The sequence below is a fragment of the Lentzea alba genome, assembly GCF_011067745.1.
In the GTDB taxonomy this organism is placed as follows: Bacteria; Actinomycetota; Actinomycetes; order Mycobacteriales; family Pseudonocardiaceae; genus Lentzea; species Lentzea alba.
In genome coordinates, this window is the sequence record NZ_JAAMPJ010000002.1 from 612,824 (window position 1) to 631,678 (window position 18,855).

Consider the following 18,855-nt stretch of genomic DNA (forward strand, 5'->3'; position numbering starts at 1 on the left):
AGAGCGCGCCCTCGTTGCCCGCCGAAAAATTGTCAGACCCTTCCGGCATGCTGACCTCATGGGAGCCAAGGACTGGATGCTCTTCTACGCATCCGACGACGTCAGCAAGGTTCTGCGGTCGTCACCCAAGATCGACCGCGAAGCCACCACCGCCCTGGTGGAGCGCCTCTACCAGGGACACGACATCCGCCCGATCGCCGACGGAAGCCTGTACCTGGGCAACCCGCCGGAAGGCGAGGTCTACGCCGGCGTCTTCCCGGGCCTGTCCATCGTCTGCACCTGGGAAGCCGCCAACGACGCCCCCACCGACCTGTCCCCGCGCTTCGTCCGCGAGGCCGCCGGCCGCACCCTCTACCTGCACGCCATGCACAGCGTCGTCGACTTCTTCGCCTACGCGATCTGGTCGCCCGACGGCTCGGTGCGCCGCTCGTTCAGCCTCTCGCCGGACAGCGGCGTGATCGAGGACATCGGCACACCGCTGCCGTTCGAGGAGAAGTACCTGGCGGGCGACCCGGAGTTCATCGAAACCCTCGACGAGGACGACGACTACCCGTTCCGCTTCCACCCGCTCGACCTGGCCGAGGCCGCTCTGCGCGCGTTGTTCGGCTTCAACTACGAGGGGATGTGGGAGGACGACGACCCGGCCCTGGAGGAGATCGTGCTGTCCGGCTTCGCGGTGACGCCCAGCTGACTCACCGCGAAGCCGGCGTCCTCAGCCGGCGGTCACCGGATTCCTCGGCCGCACACCGGGCATGTGGCCGAGCAGATCGAGCAGTGCGTCGACCCTGCTCAGCACGGACTCCTCGGCTATCTGCCCGTCTGCCGTCGTGTAGACGATTCCAGCCTCGAAGGTGAGGTGCCGGAACAGCTGTCCGTCGGCCTGAGCCTGCAACCACCCGGCAACCTGTGGGCTCAGCACCGCGTCCGCCTCGACCAGGTCACTCGTGAACGCGAGGTGCGCCTGGTCGACAGCTTCAGCCAGACGCAGTTCCATCCAGAGAGGACGTTCCTGATCTGCAACGCTCTGCGGCATCTCGGCCGCCCACTTCCTGAAGCGCCTTCCCTGGGCCCAGTGCCTGGTGACGATCTTCAGGGGGACCAGCTCTGACGTAGCCACCTCGATCCGGTGCTCGTAGTCCGTGACGGTGTTGCCGGCTGTGGTCGCGGTACGCACCTCCACCGATGCCTCACACACACGAACGCGCCACCCGTTGCGCTCGAACTCGAGCGCATAGTCGAACTGCGGCCCACCCGCGCTGCTGATCATCCCCATCACGCCGTCGTGCTCACCCAGGAACGGTGATGCCAGACCGGCCGACCAAGGCAGCACGTCACCACTCGCATCGGTCACCGTCGCGCCGACCTTGTTCGCGAACGCTGCCAGCTTGTCCTCGTGCTCAAGTGCTTCCTGCCGGTTCTTGCGCCAGGACCACCACCACAGTGGCGTGAACAGCAGAGCGAGACCCAGCAGCAGTAGCAGGAGTTTCCACTTGTAGGGCTCCATGATCAGATGTCCAGATACCCTTCGATGCGTTGTTTCGAGTAGTCGGTGCCTGTCTGGTCGTACTCGTTCGCCTTCTCCTGGATGGACGAGTTCCGCCCGCCCTTCTCGTGCGCGATGTTGCCCTGAGCCAGCGCCTCGTTCCCGGCCGCGTCCCCCATTGACCGCCAGAAACCCTGATTCATGCGTTCGCCGACCATGCCCTCAGAGCTGTTCAGCTTGTCGCGAGGCGATGCCGTCAACCACTCCCGGGACCACTTGCCGTTTTGGTCCAGCACCGGCTTCAGCTTCCTGTCCGCGGTCGCGACGGCGGCCTTCTTGTCCGCCATGGCCTTCTTGAAGCCGGTACCGAGGTTCTTGGCCTTCGTCGCCAGGTTCCGCAGGAAGTCCATGATCTTGGTCAGCAGCTGACGCAGCTTGGCGACAATCCGCGACACCCGGCTCGCAGTGGAGGCCACCCGCACTCCGGTCGCCGCGCCCGCTGCTGCTGTCGACGCGCCACAACTCGGAACCGCGGCGGCGAGCGCAGGTATCCAGATCATGATGAGCCAGGTGATCAGCTCGGTCAGAATCGCCTTGATGACGTCCTCGATGACCTGCATGACCATCGACGACATCATCAGCAGTTCGGCCAGTTCCCCGGCCTGAGCGGCAACACCGTCGATCCCGTGGGCGAACTCCCCCAGCTTGGTGCCCGCCGCCTCGGAAGCGCTGCCGTCCCAGCTCTGCACCGTGCTCTGCAGGTCATCGGCGAACGTGGTGCGCAGCTCGGCGATGCCCGCTGCGATGGCACCGAAGTTCTCGCCCGCCTGCTGCAGCGCGGGACCGTCACCACTCACGAAGTGGATCGCGTCCTCGAGCGGCTGCACCACGCTGATCAGGAAGTTGAGCCCCTGTCCGACCAACCAGCCGAGCGGGTCCATCGCGAGGCCCTGCCCAGCTTCGACCAGTCCGTTGATCAGAGCGCTGCCTTCGGAGGACAACGCCGACACGCCACCGGTCTCGCCTGTCTTGCCCAGTGCCTCGGTCGCCTTGGCGAAGTTGCCGTAGATCGGGATCGCCTCGACGGCTTTTTCCCCGGTGGTCTTCTCACCGACAGTGATCTCAACGCCACCGGCCTTGATGGCTTCCTCTGCCACGCGGTTTACCCCCTGTCGACCTTGATGCCGTTGAGAATCTGCTGCAGAGCCTCTTCCTGATCCACATAGCCCTGGGCGGTGTCGCGGAACTTGCCCGCGCCGGACTGCAGGCCCTCTTCCATGGCCGTGAACGTGTCCCTGAGGTCGTTCAACATGTTCGTGTAGGTGTCGAAGACGAACACGCCCACCACACCCCACGACTTGCCAGACACGTCGGCCTTGTCGACGAGGCCTTTGATGGCGCTCGCCGTCGCGCGGTGACCGTCGAGCTTGTCGGCGTACGCCCGCAACTCCTCCGGGCTGACGCTGTACCCGCTCACCGGCCGTCCTCGTCGTCGTAGAGGTTCAGGAACTTGCCGTCCTGTTTGGGCGGAGCAGCGGGCGGCTGCGGCGACCTGTCGGTCCACGCGTTGCCGCGCATGATGTTCTGGTCGGAGAAGTCGTCGTGCGGCTCGGGCGCGGGCCTGCGTGGCGGTGCGGGCTGCCGGACCGGCCCCTGGGCCGCCGGCGGCACAGGCGGCATCGGAGGCATCGGGGGACGCGACGGTGCCGGTGCGGCGGACGGTTGCGGCGCCGCCTCTTCCGCCCTGACGGCGCGGAGTTCCTCTTTGGACATTCCGAAGAGTTGCGCCTGGGTTTCGAGGACCTGGTCCGAGAGTTTCATGTCGTCGCCGACCGCGCCTTCGACGATGCCTGCCTGGCGGCGGGCGGCTTCGGCGACGGCCTGTTGCAGGGTCGACATCAGTTCGGCGGCGAGGGCGTGCGGTGGCCTGCGCATGGCGAGGTCGGTGAGGCGGATGGCCTTGATGCTGCCGGACGGGCCCGCCACGACGGTCACCGCTCTGTCGGCCGAGGTGGCCACGGCTTCCAACTCGGTCAGCTGTTGCTGCATCTCGCCGATGTTGGCGAACTGCTGGTCAACGCGCTGCATCCGGGACTGGAACTGCTCGAACTGAGCTACCAGTTGTTCGAACGCGGCCGACGGCACAAGGACCTCCTCCTGGGAACACCTGCTCGCGCAAGATCACGTGAGCGGGCGCAATAGTGCCAGGAGGGGTTTCGGGGGCGCGGCGAAACGGACGAATCGTTGGTGCGAGGTGACGCGATCCGTGTCACGCCGCCGCGGCGGGATCCCTCGGCTCCACGCCGGGCATGAGTTCGAGGGTCTCCAGGATCATGTCCACCAGCGGAGGCCTCGGTGACCCGGACGTGCCACGGTCCGCGCTGGAACTCCAGGGTCAGGTCGGGCTGGTGCGACGCCCGTTGGAGTTCTCAACTCGCCGCAGGCACCGGATGTTGAGCACAGACGAAAACGGCTCCCAGGCCGAAGCCTGGGAGCCGTTCTCACAGAGCGACTAGATCACTCGGTCTCGGTCGCCGGAGCGTCCTGCGGCTCGGCGGCCGCCGCGGGCGCTGCGAGGTCGACCGGCGGGGCGTCCGGCACGCGGTTCGGCTTGGCCTCGCCGCGGAACACGAACTTCGCCTTGTCGTGCTGGTCCGACTCGCCGTCCCAGCCCTCGACGTCGGTGATGATGATCTGGCCCGGCTGGATCTCGCCGAACAGGATCTTCTCCGACAGGGTGTCCTCGATCTCGCGCTGGATCGTCCGGCGCAGCGGGCGGGCGCCCAGCACCGGGTCGAAGCCGCGCTTCGCGAGCAGGGACTTGGCACGATCCGTGAGCTCGATCGCCATGTCCTTGTTCTTCAGCTGCGTTTCGACGCGAGCGATCATCAGGTCCACCATCTTGATGATCTCGTCCTGAGTCAGCTGGTGGAAGACGATGATGTCGTCGATGCGGTTGAGGAACTCGGGGCGGAAGTGCTTCTTCAGCTCGTCGTTGACCTTGTTCTTCATGCGCTCGTAGTTGGACGCGGTGTCCTGACCCGAGGTGAAGCCGAGGCCGACGGCCTTGCTGATGTCGGACGTGCCCAGGTTCGACGTGAAGATGATGACGGTGTTCTTGAAGTCCACCGTCCGGCCCTGACCGTCGGTCAGGCGGCCGTCCTCCAGCACCTGGAGCAGCGTGTTGTAGACCTCCTGGTGGGCCTTCTCGATCTCGTCGAAGAGCACGACGGAGAACGGCTTGCGGCGCACCTTCTCGGTGAGCTGACCGCCCTCTTCGTAGCCGACGTAACCGGGAGGAGCACCGAAGAGCCGCGACGCGGTGTAGCGGTCGTGGAACTCGCCCATGTCGATCTGGATGAGCGCGTCGTCCTCGCCGAACAGGAAGTTCGCCAGCGCCTTCGAGAGCTCGGTCTTACCGACACCGGACGGGCCGGCGAAGATGAACGAGCCCGACGGACGCTTCGGGTCCTTCAGACCGGCGCGGGTGCGGCGGATCGCCTGCGACACGGCCTTGACCGCGTCGACCTGGCCGATGATCCGCTTGTGCAGCTCGTCCTCCATGCGGAGCAGACGCGTGGTCTCCTCCTCGGTGAGCTTGAACACCGGGATGCCGGTCCAGTTGGCGAGGACCTCGGCGATCTGCTCGTCGTCGACCTCCGCGACGACGTCCAGGTCACCGTCCTTCCACTGCTTCTCCCGCTCGGCCTTCTGGCCCAGGAGCTGCTTCTCCGCGTCACGCAGCTTCGCCGCGCGCTCGAAGTCCTGCGCGTCGATCGCGGACTCCTTGTCGCGACGGACGTCGGCGATCTTCTCGTCGAACTCGCGCAGGTCTGGCGGCGCGGTCATCCGGCGGATGCGCATCCGCGCGCCCGCCTCGTCGATGAGGTCGATCGCCTTGTCCGGCAGGAACCGGTCGTTGATGTACCGGTCGGCCAGCGTGGCGGCGGCGACCAGCGCGGAGTCGGTGATCGAGACGCGGTGGTGCGCCTCGTACCGGTCGCGCAGACCCTTGAGGATCTCGATGGTGTGCTCGAGCGACGGCTCGCCCACCTGGATCGGCTGGAAGCGGCGCTCCAGCGCGGGGTCCTTCTCGACGTGCTTGCGGTACTCGTCGAGCGTGGTGGCACCGATCGTCTGCAGCTCACCGCGGGCCAGCATCGGCTTCAGGATCGAGGCCGCGTCGATGGCGCCCTCGGCGGCACCCGCACCGACGAGCGTGTGGATCTCGTCGATGAACAGGATGATGTCGCCGCGCGTGCGGATCTCCTTGAGCACCTTCTTCAGGCGCTCTTCGAAGTCACCGCGGTAGCGCGAGCCCGCGACCAGCGAGCCGAGGTCGAGCGTGTAGAGCTGCTTGTCCTTGAGCGTCTCGGGCACCTCGCCCTTGACGACCATCTGCGCCAGTCCCTCGACGACGGCGGTCTTGCCGACGCCGGGCTCGCCGATGAGGACCGGGTTGTTCTTGGTGCGGCGGGACAGCACCTGCATGACCCGCTCGATCTCCTTGGTGCGCCCGATCACCGGGTCGAGCTTGCCCTCACGGGCCGAAGCCGTGAGGTTGCGCCCGAACTGGTCGAGCACCAGGGACGACGACGGCGTGCCCTCGCCACGACCCGGCGACTCCGACGAACCCTTCTCCGTCGAGTAGCCGGACAGCAGCTGCAGCACCTGCTGCCGCACCCTGTTCAGGTCGGCACCCAGCTTCACGAGGACCTGCGCAGCAACGCCTTCGCCCTCACGAATCAACCCGAGCAGGATGTGCTCGGTGCCGATGTAGTTGTGGCCGAGCTGCAGCGCCTCGCGCAAAGACAGCTCAAGCACCTTCTTGGCGCGCGGGGTGAAGGGGATGTGTCCACTCGGAGCCTGTTGGCCCTGGCCGATGATCTCTTCGACCTGCTGGCGGACGCCCTCCAGCGCGATCCCCAACGACTCGAGCGCCTTGGCGGCGACACCTTCACCCTCGTGGATCAGACCCAGGAGGATGTGCTCGGTGCCGATGTAGTTGTGGTTGAGCATCCGTGCCTCTTCTTGGGCAAGGACAACCACCCGCCTCGCGCGGTCGGTGAACCTTTCGAACATTCGCACTCCCTGACTGCTGCGTCGGCGGTCCTCGGCTCCACCGATCTACCCTGGTGAGCGCGGCACCGTGGCTCCACTGTAGTGGGCGGTCCCGAGGCCTGTGGTTCCCATCAGCGGCAAGCCGCGTCCGGCGAACTCTGACACCACCATCAACGCAGGTCGGGAGCAACGGATTCCACAGATCGGGCGATGTCCGCTGAGCGCGAACAACCCGCCGCTGGGCGATACTCGTGTGACCGGGCCCACCACGACAGGCGAAACAAGAGCGATCTTCGGTAAGGTTAGGCAAGCCTCATACACATGAGATAAGGACTTGCGCCGTTGACCGTACCTGCGAGGGTCTCACAGCAGAACCCGCGTGCGCTCACGCCACTGGCCGAATCCATCGCCCGTCTGAACGCCGGCACCGAGATCCACTTCGGCACGCCGCCCGCCGACTGGGAGATCTGTTCGGACCTGCTGGCCGAGCCCGCGAGGTTCGACCTGTGGCGCAAGGACCTCGCCGAATGGATGGTCGAGCAGTACGGCGAGTCCGACGACCGCGCCACCGCCGGCTACATCATGGGCTGGTACCTGCACATCCCGGGCCAGCTGGCCGGCCTGCTCTTCCACACGGCCCGCCGCGTGCCCACCCTCAAACCCTCGGACCTGGCCTTCCGCCTGAACCAGGACGGCCGCCCGCACCCGGACGGCACCGCCGTCCTGTGCGACGAGTTCGCCTGCCTCCCCGACGACCCGGCCTCGAACCACCCAGCCGCCACCGTCGTCCAGAACGAAGCAGCCCTGGCCGCCCTCCTTCGCGCCCGCTACGCCGCCCACGCCGCCCAGTTCGTGGCCTCATTCGGCCAAGTGGTCCGCTTCGGCCGCCGCCAACTCTGGGCCGCCGCCACCGACATGCTGGAGTACGGCGCCTGGGCAGCAGGCCGAGTCTGCGGCGACGAGAACGGCGGCGTCACCGACGCCGCCCTGATCCTCCCCGAAAAACTCGCCCCATTCGTCTCCGCCTCAACCCTCCACTTCACCGACGAGGGCTGGAAGCGCAAGCGCAACAGCTGCTGCTTCCACTACGTGCTCCCGGACGCAGAGCCGTGCACGGCCTGCCCCCGAACCTGCTCCTGACCCGCGATCACGCCGACGGCGAGGCCGAGGCGACGCGAAGGCGCAACCTCGCCGCCCGCAAGGCGACCACCCGCATGGTCGCGCCCCCTACGGCAACCGATGCCGAGACCCCACAGGCACCACCAACGGCGTCCCAGCCACCGGATCCTCGACCACCCGAGCATCCAACCCGAAAACATCCAGCAACATCGACTCGGTCAACACCTCCGCAGGCGTCCCCTGAGCCACAATCCGCCCATCCCGCATAGCCACGATCACATCCGCGTACCGAGCAGCCAGATTCAAGTCATGCAACACCATGACGATCGTCCGCCCCATCACCGCATGCAGCTCCTGCACCAAATCCAGCACATCAATCTGGTGAGCAAGATCCAGATAGGTAGTCGGCTCGTCCAGCAACAACAGATCCGTCCCCTGAGCAAGCGCCATCGAGATCCAGGCCCGCTGCCGCTGCCCCCCGGACAGCTCATCCACAGTCCGCTCGGCCAGATCCGAGATCCCAGTCATCTCCAACGCAGCGTCAACAGCCGCCGCATCCTCAGAAGACCACTGCCGGTACCAGGACTGATGCGGATGCCGCCCCCGAGCAACCAGATCCGCGACAGTGAGCCCCTCAGGAGCAGAAGGCGCCTGAGGCAACATCCCCAGCACCCGAGCGACATCCCGGGTGGCCATCCGCTCGATCTGCTTGCCGTCCAGCAACACGGCCCCAGACCTAGCCGGCAACAACCGCCCCAAAGCCTTCAACAGGGTCGACTTCCCACACCCGTTGGGCCCGATCACCGCGGTGACGGTGCCACCCAGCACAGACAGATCCAGGGTGTCGACAACAAGCCGCTCCCCGTACCCGACACTCAACGACGAGGCCTCAAGACGCACACTCATACCCGCGCCTCCCGGCGGCTCCGAACCAGCAGGAACATCAGATAGGGCGCCCCGAGCACGGCCGTGACCACCCCGACCGGCAGCTCGACCCGATAAACCGTCCGCGCCACCAGATCCGACAACATCACGAGCACCCCACCGATCACCACGGACCCGAACAACGGCGGCTGAGCGGTACCGGCCAAGCGCAACGCGATCTGCGGCGTGGCCAGCGCGACGAACGCGATCGGCCCGGCCGCAGCGGTGGCCACCGACGCCAGCACGATCGCCACGATGATCAGGCACGACCGCGCCCAGTTCACCCGCACACCAAGCCCGCGCGACGTCTGGTCGTCGAACTGCAGGGCGCCGAGAACATGGCCACCGATCAGAGCGACCGGGATCAGCACCAACAGCGCCAAAGCGACCGGCACGACGTGTTCCCAGCCGCGGCCGTTCAGAGACCCGGTGATCCACACCATCGCGCGCCCGGCGTCCTGCACGTCGCCGACGGTCAGCAGGTAGTGGGTGAAGTTGCCGGCCACCGCGGTGATGCCGATGCCGACCAGCACCATCCGGAAGCCCTCGATGCCCTGCCGCCACGCCAGCGCGTAGACCAGCAGGCCCGCGGTCAACCCGCCCGCCAAGCCCGCCAGCGGCAGACCGTAAGCAGCCGCGCTACCGGTCACCACGCCGAGCGAGCCGGCGAAGGTGATCACGGAGACCGCTCCGGCGCCGGCTCCCCAGGTCACGCCCAGGATGTCCGGCGAGGCCAGCGGGTTGCGCACGATCGCCTGGAAGATCGCGCCGGAGAGTCCCAGAGCGCCGCCGACGAGCAGGCCCGTCAACGCGCGCGGCATCCGCAGTTCCATCACCACGAACTGGTCGCGCCGGGTGCCGCCGCCGAACAGCGCGTCCACGACCTGCGCCGCCGTCAGCGGGAAGTCGCCGATCATGATGTCGACGACCAGGACCGCGGCCAGCAGCACCAGTGCGACCGCGACCACCATCAGCGGCCGACGGCGCAGCTTGAACGAGGTCACCCCGACCCTGAGCGCGGTCAAATCTTCACCAGCTTCTTGCGGCGCACCAGGTAGATGAAGAACGGCGCGCCCAGCAGCGCCAGCATCACGCCGACCTCCACTTCGGACGGACGGGCCACCACGCGGCCGACGATGTCGGCCAGCAGCAGGAGGATCGCGCCGACCAGCGCGGAGAACGGCAGCAGCCAGCGGTAGTCCGGCCCGGTGAACGCGCGCGCCACGTGCGGCACCACGAGGCCGATGAACCCGATGGGCCCGCACGCCGCGACAGCCCCGCCCACCAGCAGCGTGATGGCGAAGACGCCCAACGACCGTGTCATCCCGACCCGTACGCCGAGCGATTTGGCCACGTCCTCGCCGAGCGACAGCGCGTTGAGGCCCGGTGCGTTGAACGCCGCGATGACCAGACCGACGACGAGGAACGGCAACACCTGGGTCAGCACCGACATGTCGCGTCCGGCGATGGCGCCGACCTGCCAGAACCGGAACGCGTCGAGCGACTGCTGGTCGAGCAGCACGATCGCCGACACCAGGCCGTGCATCAGCGCGGAGACCGCGGCCCCGGCCAGCGCCAGTGTCACCGGCGAAGGCCCGCCCCGCCCGGCCGAGCCGAGCAGGAACACCACGATGCTCGCGATCATCGCGCCGGCGAAGGCGAACCAGATGTAGCCGACCAGCGAGTCGACGCCGAGCAGGAAGATCGACAGCACCACGGCCAGTGCGGCGCCGTGCGTGACGCCGAGGATGCCGGGATCGGCCAGCGGGTTGCGGGTGTGGCCCTGCATGAGGGCGCCGCCGACCCCCAGCGCGATGCCCACGGCGATGCCGATCAACGTCCGCGGGATCCGCAGCTCGCGGATCACCACGTCGTCCTCGGCACCGGTCGGCGTGAAGAGGCCGTGCCAGACCCCGGACAGCGGGATCTCCTTCGAGCCGATCGCGATGCTCGCCAGGCACACGGCGACCAGCGCGATCAGCAGGAAGAGCAGGCCGAACCACCTCTTACGGCCCAACGCCCACCCCTCCGAATGCCCGACATATGCTCCGCGAAAGACAGGTAAGCCTAACCGAATTCGTGGAGTCATCGATGCGAAGAACAGCCCTGATCGGTGTGGCGCTACTCGCGCTCACCGCATGTGGTCAGGCGACTACGACCAGCCCGAGTGCGCCTGCCGAGCAGGGTTGGACGGCGGTGACCATCGAACACGCGATGGGCAAGACCGAGATCAAGGACCGGCCGAAGAAGGTCGCCGCGCTCGACTCCAGCTACGTGGACGCCACGCTCGCGCTGGAGACCGAGGTCGTCGCGTACACCCGCTACCGCACCGACGGCCTGCCGGACTACCTGGCGGAGGACGCGGCGAAGTACGCGAAGAACGCCAAGGCGGTGGGTGAACTGGCGAACCCGAACCTGGAGGAGCTCGCCACCATCGCCCCGGACCTGATCGTGTCGGCGAAGGTCAGGCACGAGCAGATCTACGACAAGCTGACCAAGATCGGCCCCACCGTGTTCAGCGTGACGACCGGGCCGACGTGGAAGGACAACATCCGCCTGCTCGGCAAGGCGCTGGGCAAGGAGGAGCTGGCGAACAAGAAGATCGCCGACTACGAGGCGCGCGCGAAGAAGGTCGGCGACGCCATCCGCGCCAAGGCCGGTCACAACCCGTCGATCTCACTGGCGCGGTTCGTCGCCGGCGAGCAGACCGTCCGGCTCTACACGGAGAAGTCGTTCCCCGGCGGCGTGCTGTTCGCCGACGCCGGACTCGCCCGCCCGCAGGGGCAGCCGACCTCGGAGAAGATCTCGGTCGACCTGAGCCAGGAGCAGATCTCGTCGCTCGACGCCGAGCGGATCTTCGTCTCCGCCTGGGCCGATCCGAAGGGCGAGACCCAGAAGATCAAGGATCAATATTCGGCCAACCCGTTGTGGGGTCAACTAAAGGGTGAGAAGCACGACGTCTCGGATGTCGTTTGGGTCTCTTCGGTCAGCCTTCAGGGCGCACACGCGATGCTCGACGATCTCGCGAAGGGTTTCGGCGTCGATCCAGCACGTAGTTGAACAGTCACCCAAATAACATGAAGGGGGTTCCGGGAATCATCCCGGAACCCCCTTCGTGTTTTACCGAATTTCAGCCCTGCTGGTGGTAGGCGTCGAGCACCTCGGCCGGGATGCGGCCGCGATCCGACACCTTCATGCCCTGCTTGCGTGCCCACTCGCGAATGGCCTGGTTCTGCTCACGATCCGCCGATGCGGGGCGTGCCTTCACACCCGCCGGACGACCGGGACCAACGCGCTTGCGCCCACCCGCACGACGAGCACTACCGACGAAGTCGGCAAGAGCGTCCCGCAGTTTGCCCGCATTGCCCGAGGAAAGGTCGATCGTGTAGCTGACACCATCCAGTCCGAACTCGACGGTCTCCTCCGCAGTGGAACCGTCCAGATCGTCGACGAGGGTCACCGTGACCTTCTGCGCCATGCGTATCCTCCTGGACCCCGAATGCGCGGTCACCCGCGTCGCCAACTAAAGCCTCTTGCGAGGCAGGTTAGCGCACGGGTGCCGCATTGCACCTATCGACATCCGGAAAGTTACTCATTCAGGGCGAACGAGCGGGAACAAGATGGTCTCCCGGATACCCAGACCCGTGAGGGCCATCAGCAGCCGATCGATACCCATTCCGACGCCACCACTCGGTGGCATTCCGTACTCCAGTGATCGCAGAAAGTCTTCGTCGATCGGCATCGCCTCGACGTCACCGGCCGCGGCAAGGCGCGCCTGTGCTTCCAGGCGTTCCCGCTCGATCACCGGGTCCACCAGTTCGGAGTAACCGGTTCCGAGTTCGAATCCGCGAACGTACAGATCCCACTTTTCGGCCACGCCCGGCTTGCTGCGGTGCTGCCTGGTCAGCGGGGACGTCTCGACCGGGTAGTCGCGCACGAACGTCGGGGCGTACAGCGAGTCGCACACCAGGTGCTCCCACAGCTCCTCGACCAGCTTGCCGTGCCCGAACTTGGGGTTGACCTCGAGTTCGTGCCGGTCACAAAGCTTGCGCAGCACCTCGGCGGGCGTCTCGGGGGTGATTTCCTCACCAACCGCTTCGGACAACGACTCGTAGATGCTGAGCGTCGTCCATTCACCCGACAGGTCGTACTCGGTGCCGTCGGCCAACGTCACGATCTGCGAACCGGTCACGGCTTCCGCCGCTTCCTGGATCAGCTCACGGGTGAGTACCGCGTTCGAGTCGTACGTGGCGTACGCCTCGTAGTACTCCAGCATCGAAAACTCGGGCGAATGAGACGAGTCCACGCCCTCGTTGCGGAAGTTGCGGTTGATCTCGAAGACCTTCTCGATGCCGCCGACCACGCAGCGCTTCAAGTACAGCTCCGGCGCGATGCGCAGGAACAGGTCGATGTCGAGCGCGTTCGAGTGCGTGATGAACGGACGCGCGGAGGCGCCACCCTGCAGCGTCTGCAACATCGGCGTCTCGACTTCGAGGAATCCGCGCCGGTGGAACGAGTCGCGCAGAGAACGAACGACGTTCGCACGGGTCCGAACAGTGTCCCGCGCCGTCGGCCGCAGGATCAGGTCGACGTATCGCTGACGAATGCGGGTTTCCTCGCCGAGTTCCTTGTGCGCGACCGGCAGCGGACGCAGCGACTTCGACGTCAGCTGCCACCCGTCCGCCATCACGGAAAGCTCACCGCGGCGCGAGCTGATGACCTCGCCGTGCACGAAAACGTGGTCACCGAGGTCGACGTCGGTCTTCCACTCGGAAAGCGCTTCTTCACCCACACCGGCGAGGCTCAGCATCGCCTGGAGTTCGGTGCCGTCGCCTTCGCGCAACGTCGCGAAGCACAACTTTCCGGTGTTGCGCATGAACATCACCCGGCCGGTGATGCCGACGATCTGACCGGTCTGCGTGTCGGGTTCGAGCTCGGGATGCGCCTCACGAATCTCGCGCAACGTGTGCGTGCGCGCGACTTCGACGGGATACGGCTCCTTGCCGGAAGCGAGCAGCCGCGCACGCTTTTCCCGGCGCACGCGCATCTGCTCTGGCAGGTCTTCTTCGCTGGTCACGAGGTTTTGCTTCGGCTGCTCACTCACGCGGAGAAGGGTACGGAAGGGCTCACCGGCATGACGAACCGGATACCCCGCCCGATCCGGGACGCCCTAAGTTGGACGGATGGATCTACACGCGAGGCGAGCGGACTCGTTCGGCGCGCAGGCAGAGGCCTACGCCGAACACCGGCCTGACTATCCCGTGGCGGCGATCCGGTGGGCGTTGGAGCCGCTGAACACGTCCGAGCGGTTGGAGGTGCTCGACCTCGCCGCCGGCACCGGCAAGCTGACCGCGGGTCTGGTCGCGGAAGGCCACCGGGTGACCGCCGTGGAGCCCAACGAGCAGATGCTGTCCGAGCTGGTGCGCCGTGTTCACGACGTGCGCGCGCTACCCGGTCACGCCGAGCACATCCCCGTTCCCGACCAGACCGTCGACGCCGTGTTCGTCGGCACCGCGTTCCACTGGTTCGACCAGGTGAAGGCGCTGCCGGAGATCGCCCGCGTGCTGCGGCCCGGCGGCGTGCTGGCGGCGTTGTGGATCTCGCCCGACCCGGACCTCGAGTGGTACACGGAGTTCGAGCGCGCGTCGGCGTCCAGCGTCGAGTCGCAGCGGAACAACCCGCTGGACGTCATGGCGCACCCGTCGTTCGGGGCGATGGAGGAGAAGACGTTCCCGCACGTGCATCGCCGCGACTCGCCGGAGGCGCTCATCGCCACGGTGAACACCCATTCACGCATGCTCGTCGTCGACGAAGAGGAACGGGCCTCGATCAACGCCAAGATGCTCGCGTTCCTCCGCGCACGCCCGGAGACGTCGAACGGGCCGTTCGACGTCTCCATGGTCGTGGAGGCTTTCCGGATGGTCCGCGTCAGCGAGTAGCCATGTTGCGCTCGAAGACGAGCCGCAACCCCAGCAGGGTCAGGTCCGGCACGTGGTGCGCGATCGTCGACGACTCCGAGACGACCAGTGGAGCGAGCCCGCCCGTGGCAATCACCGTCACGGGGCCGGGATCGGTCTGCTGGAGCTCCTCGGTGATCTTGCGCACCAGCCCGTCCACCTGGCCGACGAACCCGTAGACGATGCCCGACTGCAGGCACTCCACGGTGTTCTTGCCGATCACGTTGCGCGGCCTGACCAGCTCGACCTTGCGCAGCTGGGCGGCACGGGCGGCCAGCGCGTCGACCGAGATCTCGATGCCCGGCGCCAGCGCACCGCCGAGGAACTCGCCGCGCGACGAGATCACGTCGAGGTTCGTGGACGTGCCGAAGTCGACCACGATGCACGAGGTCGAGTAGAGGTGGTGCGCGGCCAGCGTGTTGATCACGCGGTCCGAGCCCACCTCCTTCGGGTTGTCGACGAGCAGCGGCACGCCGGTCTTCACGCCCGGCTCGACCAGCACCTTCGGCACGGCGTCGTAGTAGCGGCCGAGCATCACCCGAAGCTCGCGCAGCACCGCGGGCACGGTCGACAGCGCGGAGATGCCGGTGATCTTGTCGGCGTACTCGCCGAGCAGGCCGCGCATGGTCAGCGCGAGCTCGTCGGCGGTCATCCTGGCGTCGGTGCGCATCCGCCAGTCGCGCACGAGCGGGGCGGAGTCACCCATCCCGTCGTACAGACCGAGCACGATGTTGGTGTTGCCGACGTCGATGGCGAGCAGCACGGTGGATTCCTCAGTTCTCGGCCTGGATCAACGCGTCCAGCGCGGTCGCCTCAACGGTCTCAGAAGACGGCGCCGGATTCTGGGCGGTCGTGGAACCGTTCACCAGCCCGGAGCCTTCCGGGGCGTGCGCGGGGTCCACACCGAGGTCGACGACCTTGTTGTCGGCATCCACGAACACGACCCGCGGCTGGTAGGTGCGCGACTCGGCGTCGTCCATCTGCCCGTAGGCGATCAGGATCACGATGTCGCCGGGGTGCACGAGGTGCGCCGCCGCGCCGTTGATGCCCAGCACGCCGGTGCCGCGCTCGCCGGGGATGACGTAGGTCTCCAGCCGCGCGCCGTTGGTGACGTCGACGATGGCGACCTGTTCGCCCGCCAGCAGGTCGGCGGCCTCCATCAGGTCCTCGTCCACCGTCACCGAGCCCACGTAGTGCAGGTCTGCCTGCGTCACGGTGGCGCGGTGGATCTTGGACTTCAGCATCGTGCGGAACATGTCATTCCCCCTACTCGTCGCCTTCGCCGAGCAACACCGCGATGTTGTCGATCAGGCGGGTGGAACCGACGCGGGCCGCCACGAGCAGCCGGGCGTCACCGTTCTCGGGCGCGGGACCGAGGTCGACCCCGCGCAGCTCCAGGTAGTCCAGTTCGATCTCGGGCGTCTGCGCCAGCACGTCGTGCGCGGCCTTGAGCACCGCGTCCGCGCCCTGCGAGCTCACGTGGGCGCCGGCGGTGAGCGCGGCGGACAGCGTGACGGCCTGGTGGCGCTGCTCCTCGTTCAGGTAGGCGTTGCGCGACGACAGCGCCAGGCCGTCGTGCTCGCGGACGGTCGGCACGCCGACGACGTCGAGCGGGAAGTTCAGGTCGCGCGCCATCGTGTGGATCAGCTGCAGCTGTTGGTAGTCCTTCTGCCCGAACACCGCGTACGTGGGCTGCACGATGTTGAACAGCTTCGACACCACGGTCAGCACGCCCGCGAAGTGGCCGGGCCGGACCGCGCCTTCGAGCTCGTCGCCCAGCGGTCCGGGGTGCACGGTGACCTGCGCGCCCGCCGGGTACATGTCCTCGACCGACGGCGCGAAGACGATGCCGACGCGCTCCTCCCGGCAGATGTCCACATCGGACTCGAACTGCCGCGGGTACTTGGCGAGGTCCTCGTTCGGCCCGAACTGCAACGGGTTCACGAAGATCGACACCACGACCACGGTGTTCTGCATGACCTGCGCCTCGCGGATCAGCTGCCGGTGGCCCGCGTGCAGGGCGCCCATCGTGGGCACCAGGGCGACGTTGCGGCCGGCGTTGCGCAGTGCCCTGATGACCCGGTTGAGCCGGGCGGGGTCGCGGTGCACCGTGACGTCGTCCGGGCGGTAGTCGTCCTTGGTGAGTGGCTTGGTCACGTCAGTCCTCAAGAGTGGTGCGAACGTCGTTGGCCGCGTCGGGCTTGAGCAGCCCGGAGTGTTCGGCCCGGTCGGCGGTGCGGCGGGCGAGCACGCGGTAGCTGGGCAGGGTCTCCGGTGCCTGCTCGGCGAGCACGTCGAGGTGCTTGCGCAAGGTACCCGTGTCGCCGCGGGCGACCGGACCGGTGAGGGCACGGTCACCGTGGCGCAGCGCGTTGTCGAGCGCCGCGGACAGCAGCGGGCCGAGCAGCCGTTCCGCGTTGGGGACACCGGCGTTCGTGAGCAGGTCCGCGGCGTCGCGGACCAGCGTGATCAGGTGGTTCGCGCCGTGTGCCAGGGCCGCGTGGTAGAGCGGGCGGACGGCTTCGGGGACCCGGACCGGTTCGGCGTCCATCTCCACGACCAGCGCCTCGCCGACGCTCCAGGCCACCTCGTCGCCGTCCGCGGCGGTGACGCCGACGCACGCGGCGCTCATCCGCTGGAGGTCCTCCGGACGGCCGGTGAACGTCATGACGGGGTGCAGCGCGAGCGTGAGGGCACCGAGCTGAGCAGCGGGTTCGAGGACCTTGACGCCCTGCGCGCCGCTGGTGTGCACGATGATCTGCCCCGCGCGCAGCGAGTCCGTGGCGATCAGGCCCTTGACCAGGCCCGCGAGCTCGTCGTCCGGCACGGCCAGCAACACCAGGTCGGCTCGCTGGGCGACCTCGGTGGGGTCCTCGATCGGAACGCCGGGCAGCAGCTCGTCCGCACGGTTGCGGGAGGCCTGGGAGACGGCGGTCGTGCCGACCACCACGTGGCCCGTCCTGGCCAGCGCGGCGCCCAGCACCGAGCCGACCCGACCTGCCGAGATGACACCGACGGCGAGCCTGGCCGGACGTGGGGTCGCGTCCATGCGACTAACTCCTTCAGACGTTCCAGTCCCTAGTGCGGGTACCAGACGACGCCGCCGAGGGTAATCCCGCGCGGATTTGCCCGTGCCTGGTCGTGACAGGACTCACCGGCGGGCGGCGGCCCTGGCGGCGTGCAGCGTGTCGAGCAGCACGCCGTGGCGGTGTTCGGCGCTCTGTCCCGCCGTGCCCTGTTCGATGCGGTGCCGCAGGAAGGCGAGCTCGGTGACCGCGATCTGGTAGCTCCGCACGGCCTTGGCCGACTCGTCACCGGACTTGCGCTTGACCGCTCTGAGCCAGTTCTTGCGGCCGTTGAGGCTGGCCAGCAGGGCCACCTCGCTGTTGGCGATCCACCGGTTCTGCGCCATCGCGGCGAGCTGCCCGGCGACGATCCGCTGTTCCCGCCGCCGCTGCCACACCACGATCGCGACGGCGCCCGCGAACACCGGCACCATGATCAGGAAGTACAGGTTGATGAAGTCCGAGCCGGTGCCGACGGTGGTGGAGAAGTTCCACAGCGAGTGCAGGCCGACCGCGGTGAGGTACCCGCCGATCGGCGCGATGACGCGGGTCACGGCGTTGCTGGAGGTGGCCGCGATGCCGACGCCGATGCCGGTCATGGCCGTGAACAGCGGATGCGCGAACGGCGACAGCACCCCGCGCAGGACGAACAGCGCGATCACGCCGCCGCTCATGTCGCCGAGCCCGTTCTCCAGGAAGACCCGGCCGAAGTACCAGATGTTCTCGGTGAACGCGAAGCCCGCGGCAGTGATGCCCGCGTAGACCATGCCGTCCACGACGCCGTCGAACTCGTGCCTGCGCCGCACGAACACCGCGATGAGGAACGCCGCCTTCGTGGCCTCCTCGACGATCGGAGCACCGACCACGGCGGTGAACGTCGTGCCGTCGTTGTAGAGCAGGTCTCCGAGCACGCGGCTCGTCTGGTTGAACGCGAGCGAGCTGATCGTCGCCCCGCAGGAGCCCCACACGAACGCGAAGAGCAGCATCTTCGCCGGTTCCGGCTCCCACCGGTCGATCCACAGGAACGCGCTCACCACGAACGCGACGGGAATCAGCGCGGCCGCGGCACCGACCAGCAACGGCTCGATGCCGATGCTCGACGTGCCCAGTGCGAACAGCACGAGCCCGGCCGCGGCGAGCGCGATCAGCGCCACGACCGGGAACAGGACGGTCCAGCGGCGTTGCTCGATGCGCTTCTTCGTCGGCGTCGGCGTGAGGTCGGCGTCGGTCACGGGAAATGACCTTA

At 67.4% G+C, this 18,855-nt stretch carries 19 protein-coding genes; 4 read left to right on the top strand and 15 right to left on the bottom strand.

What is annotated here, in order from left to right; translation table 11 throughout:
* Positions 1 to 58 precede the first annotated feature (58 nt).
* Positions 59 to 691, top strand: coding sequence for a DUF6928 family protein (locus G7043_RS11305; RefSeq protein WP_166045505.1), 633 nt, complete (start codon positions 59 to 61; stop codon positions 689 to 691).
* 21 nt (positions 692 to 712) lie between these two features.
* Here G7043_RS11305 and G7043_RS11310 read toward each other — a convergent pair whose 3' ends face one another.
* The 5 genes from G7043_RS11310 to G7043_RS11330 form a co-directional block, all read right to left on the bottom strand.
* A complete protein-coding gene (locus tag G7043_RS11310) occupies positions 713 to 1,504 on the bottom strand; it encodes a hypothetical protein (RefSeq protein ID WP_166045506.1) in 792 nt (263 codons plus the stop codon).
* A gap of 2 nt (positions 1,505 to 1,506) precedes the next feature.
* Complete coding sequence (locus G7043_RS11315) at positions 1,507 to 2,640, bottom strand: WXG100 family type VII secretion target (protein ID WP_166045507.1); 1,134 nt, start codon at positions 2,638 to 2,640, stop codon at positions 1,507 to 1,509.
* 5 nt (positions 2,641 to 2,645) lie between these two features.
* Positions 2,646 to 2,960, bottom strand: a complete 315-nt coding sequence (locus G7043_RS11320) for a WXG100 family type VII secretion target (protein ID WP_166045508.1) — start codon at positions 2,958 to 2,960, stop codon at positions 2,646 to 2,648.
* The gene (locus tag G7043_RS11325; RefSeq protein WP_390827108.1) at positions 2,957 to 3,628 is read right to left on the bottom strand and encodes a YbaB/EbfC family nucleoid-associated protein; all 672 of its coding nucleotides are present in this window, start codon (positions 3,626 to 3,628) and stop codon (positions 2,957 to 2,959) included. The genes G7043_RS11320 and G7043_RS11325 overlap by 4 nt, the downstream gene beginning before the upstream one ends.
* Positions 3,629 to 4,000: 372 nt before the next feature.
* The gene (locus tag G7043_RS11330; RefSeq protein WP_086662495.1) at positions 4,001 to 6,565 is read right to left on the bottom strand and encodes an ATP-dependent Clp protease ATP-binding subunit; all 2,565 of its coding nucleotides are present in this window, start codon (positions 6,563 to 6,565) and stop codon (positions 4,001 to 4,003) included.
* A 321-nt stretch (positions 6,566 to 6,886) separates the two neighbouring features.
* Between G7043_RS11330 and G7043_RS11335 the strand changes: the two genes are divergently transcribed.
* Positions 6,887 to 7,684 (top strand): (2Fe-2S)-binding protein, encoded by a 798-nt coding sequence (locus G7043_RS11335; RefSeq protein WP_207310935.1) that lies wholly within the window; start codon positions 6,887 to 6,889, stop codon positions 7,682 to 7,684.
* Between the two features lie 87 nt (positions 7,685 to 7,771).
* On the opposite strand, the gene G7043_RS11340 is transcribed toward G7043_RS11335, so the two are convergent.
* The 3 genes from G7043_RS11340 to G7043_RS11350 are packed head-to-tail and all read right to left on the bottom strand — an operon-like array spanning position 7,772 to position 10,604.
* The gene (locus tag G7043_RS11340) at positions 7,772 to 8,569 is read right to left on the bottom strand and encodes an ABC transporter ATP-binding protein (protein ID WP_166045509.1); all 798 of its coding nucleotides are present in this window, start codon (positions 8,567 to 8,569) and stop codon (positions 7,772 to 7,774) included.
* Positions 8,566 to 9,612: a FecCD family ABC transporter permease gene (locus G7043_RS11345; RefSeq protein ID WP_242642101.1), complete on the bottom strand. Its 1,047-nt coding sequence runs from the start codon at positions 9,610 to 9,612 to the stop codon at positions 8,566 to 8,568. Before G7043_RS11345 ends, G7043_RS11340 begins: the two co-directional genes overlap by 4 nt.
* Entirely contained in the window at positions 9,609 to 10,604 is a 996-nt protein-coding gene (locus tag G7043_RS11350) for a FecCD family ABC transporter permease (protein WP_242642102.1), read from the bottom strand. Before G7043_RS11350 ends, G7043_RS11345 begins: the two co-directional genes overlap by 4 nt.
* Positions 10,605 to 10,678: 74 nt before the next feature.
* Between G7043_RS11350 and G7043_RS11355 the strand changes: the two genes are divergently transcribed.
* Positions 10,679 to 11,647, top strand: coding sequence for an ABC transporter substrate-binding protein (locus tag G7043_RS11355; protein ID WP_166045511.1), 969 nt, complete (start codon positions 10,679 to 10,681; stop codon positions 11,645 to 11,647).
* A 70-nt stretch (positions 11,648 to 11,717) separates the two neighbouring features.
* Here G7043_RS11355 and G7043_RS11360 read toward each other — a convergent pair whose 3' ends face one another.
* On the bottom strand, positions 11,718 to 12,065 hold the full coding sequence (locus tag G7043_RS11360) for a histone-like nucleoid-structuring protein Lsr2 (RefSeq protein WP_030471050.1): 348 nt from the start codon (positions 12,063 to 12,065) through the stop codon (positions 11,718 to 11,720).
* Between the two features lie 114 nt (positions 12,066 to 12,179).
* Positions 12,180 to 13,634, bottom strand: a complete 1,455-nt coding sequence (gene lysS, locus G7043_RS11365; RefSeq protein ID WP_166045749.1) for a lysine--tRNA ligase — start codon at positions 13,632 to 13,634, stop codon at positions 12,180 to 12,182.
* A 136-nt stretch (positions 13,635 to 13,770) separates the two neighbouring features.
* Between lysS and G7043_RS11370 the strand changes: the two genes are divergently transcribed.
* Positions 13,771 to 14,526 (top strand): class I SAM-dependent methyltransferase, encoded by a 756-nt coding sequence (locus G7043_RS11370; RefSeq protein WP_166045512.1) that lies wholly within the window; start codon positions 13,771 to 13,773, stop codon positions 14,524 to 14,526.
* Here G7043_RS11370 and G7043_RS11375 read toward each other — a convergent pair.
* The 5 genes from G7043_RS11375 to G7043_RS11395 form a co-directional block, all read right to left on the bottom strand.
* Positions 14,516 to 15,307: a type III pantothenate kinase gene (locus G7043_RS11375; protein ID WP_166045513.1), complete on the bottom strand. Its 792-nt coding sequence runs from the start codon at positions 15,305 to 15,307 to the stop codon at positions 14,516 to 14,518. The two genes, G7043_RS11370 and G7043_RS11375, sit on opposite strands and share 11 nt — an antisense overlap.
* A 10-nt stretch (positions 15,308 to 15,317) precedes the next feature.
* Positions 15,318 to 15,800: an aspartate 1-decarboxylase gene (panD, locus tag G7043_RS11380; RefSeq protein WP_166045514.1), complete on the bottom strand. Its 483-nt coding sequence runs from the start codon at positions 15,798 to 15,800 to the stop codon at positions 15,318 to 15,320.
* 10 nt (positions 15,801 to 15,810) lie between these two features.
* On the bottom strand, positions 15,811 to 16,701 hold the full coding sequence (panC, locus tag G7043_RS11385) for a pantoate--beta-alanine ligase (RefSeq protein WP_166045515.1): 891 nt from the start codon (positions 16,699 to 16,701) through the stop codon (positions 15,811 to 15,813).
* Between the two features lies 1 nt (position 16,702).
* Positions 16,703 to 17,593, bottom strand: a complete 891-nt coding sequence (locus tag G7043_RS11390) for a Rossmann-like and DUF2520 domain-containing protein (protein ID WP_166045516.1) — start codon at positions 17,591 to 17,593, stop codon at positions 16,703 to 16,705.
* Positions 17,594 to 17,695: 102 nt separating this feature from the next.
* Complete coding sequence (locus G7043_RS11395; RefSeq protein WP_166045517.1) at positions 17,696 to 18,841, bottom strand: PrsW family intramembrane metalloprotease; 1,146 nt, start codon at positions 18,839 to 18,841, stop codon at positions 17,696 to 17,698.
* Positions 18,842 to 18,855 lie beyond the last annotated feature (14 nt).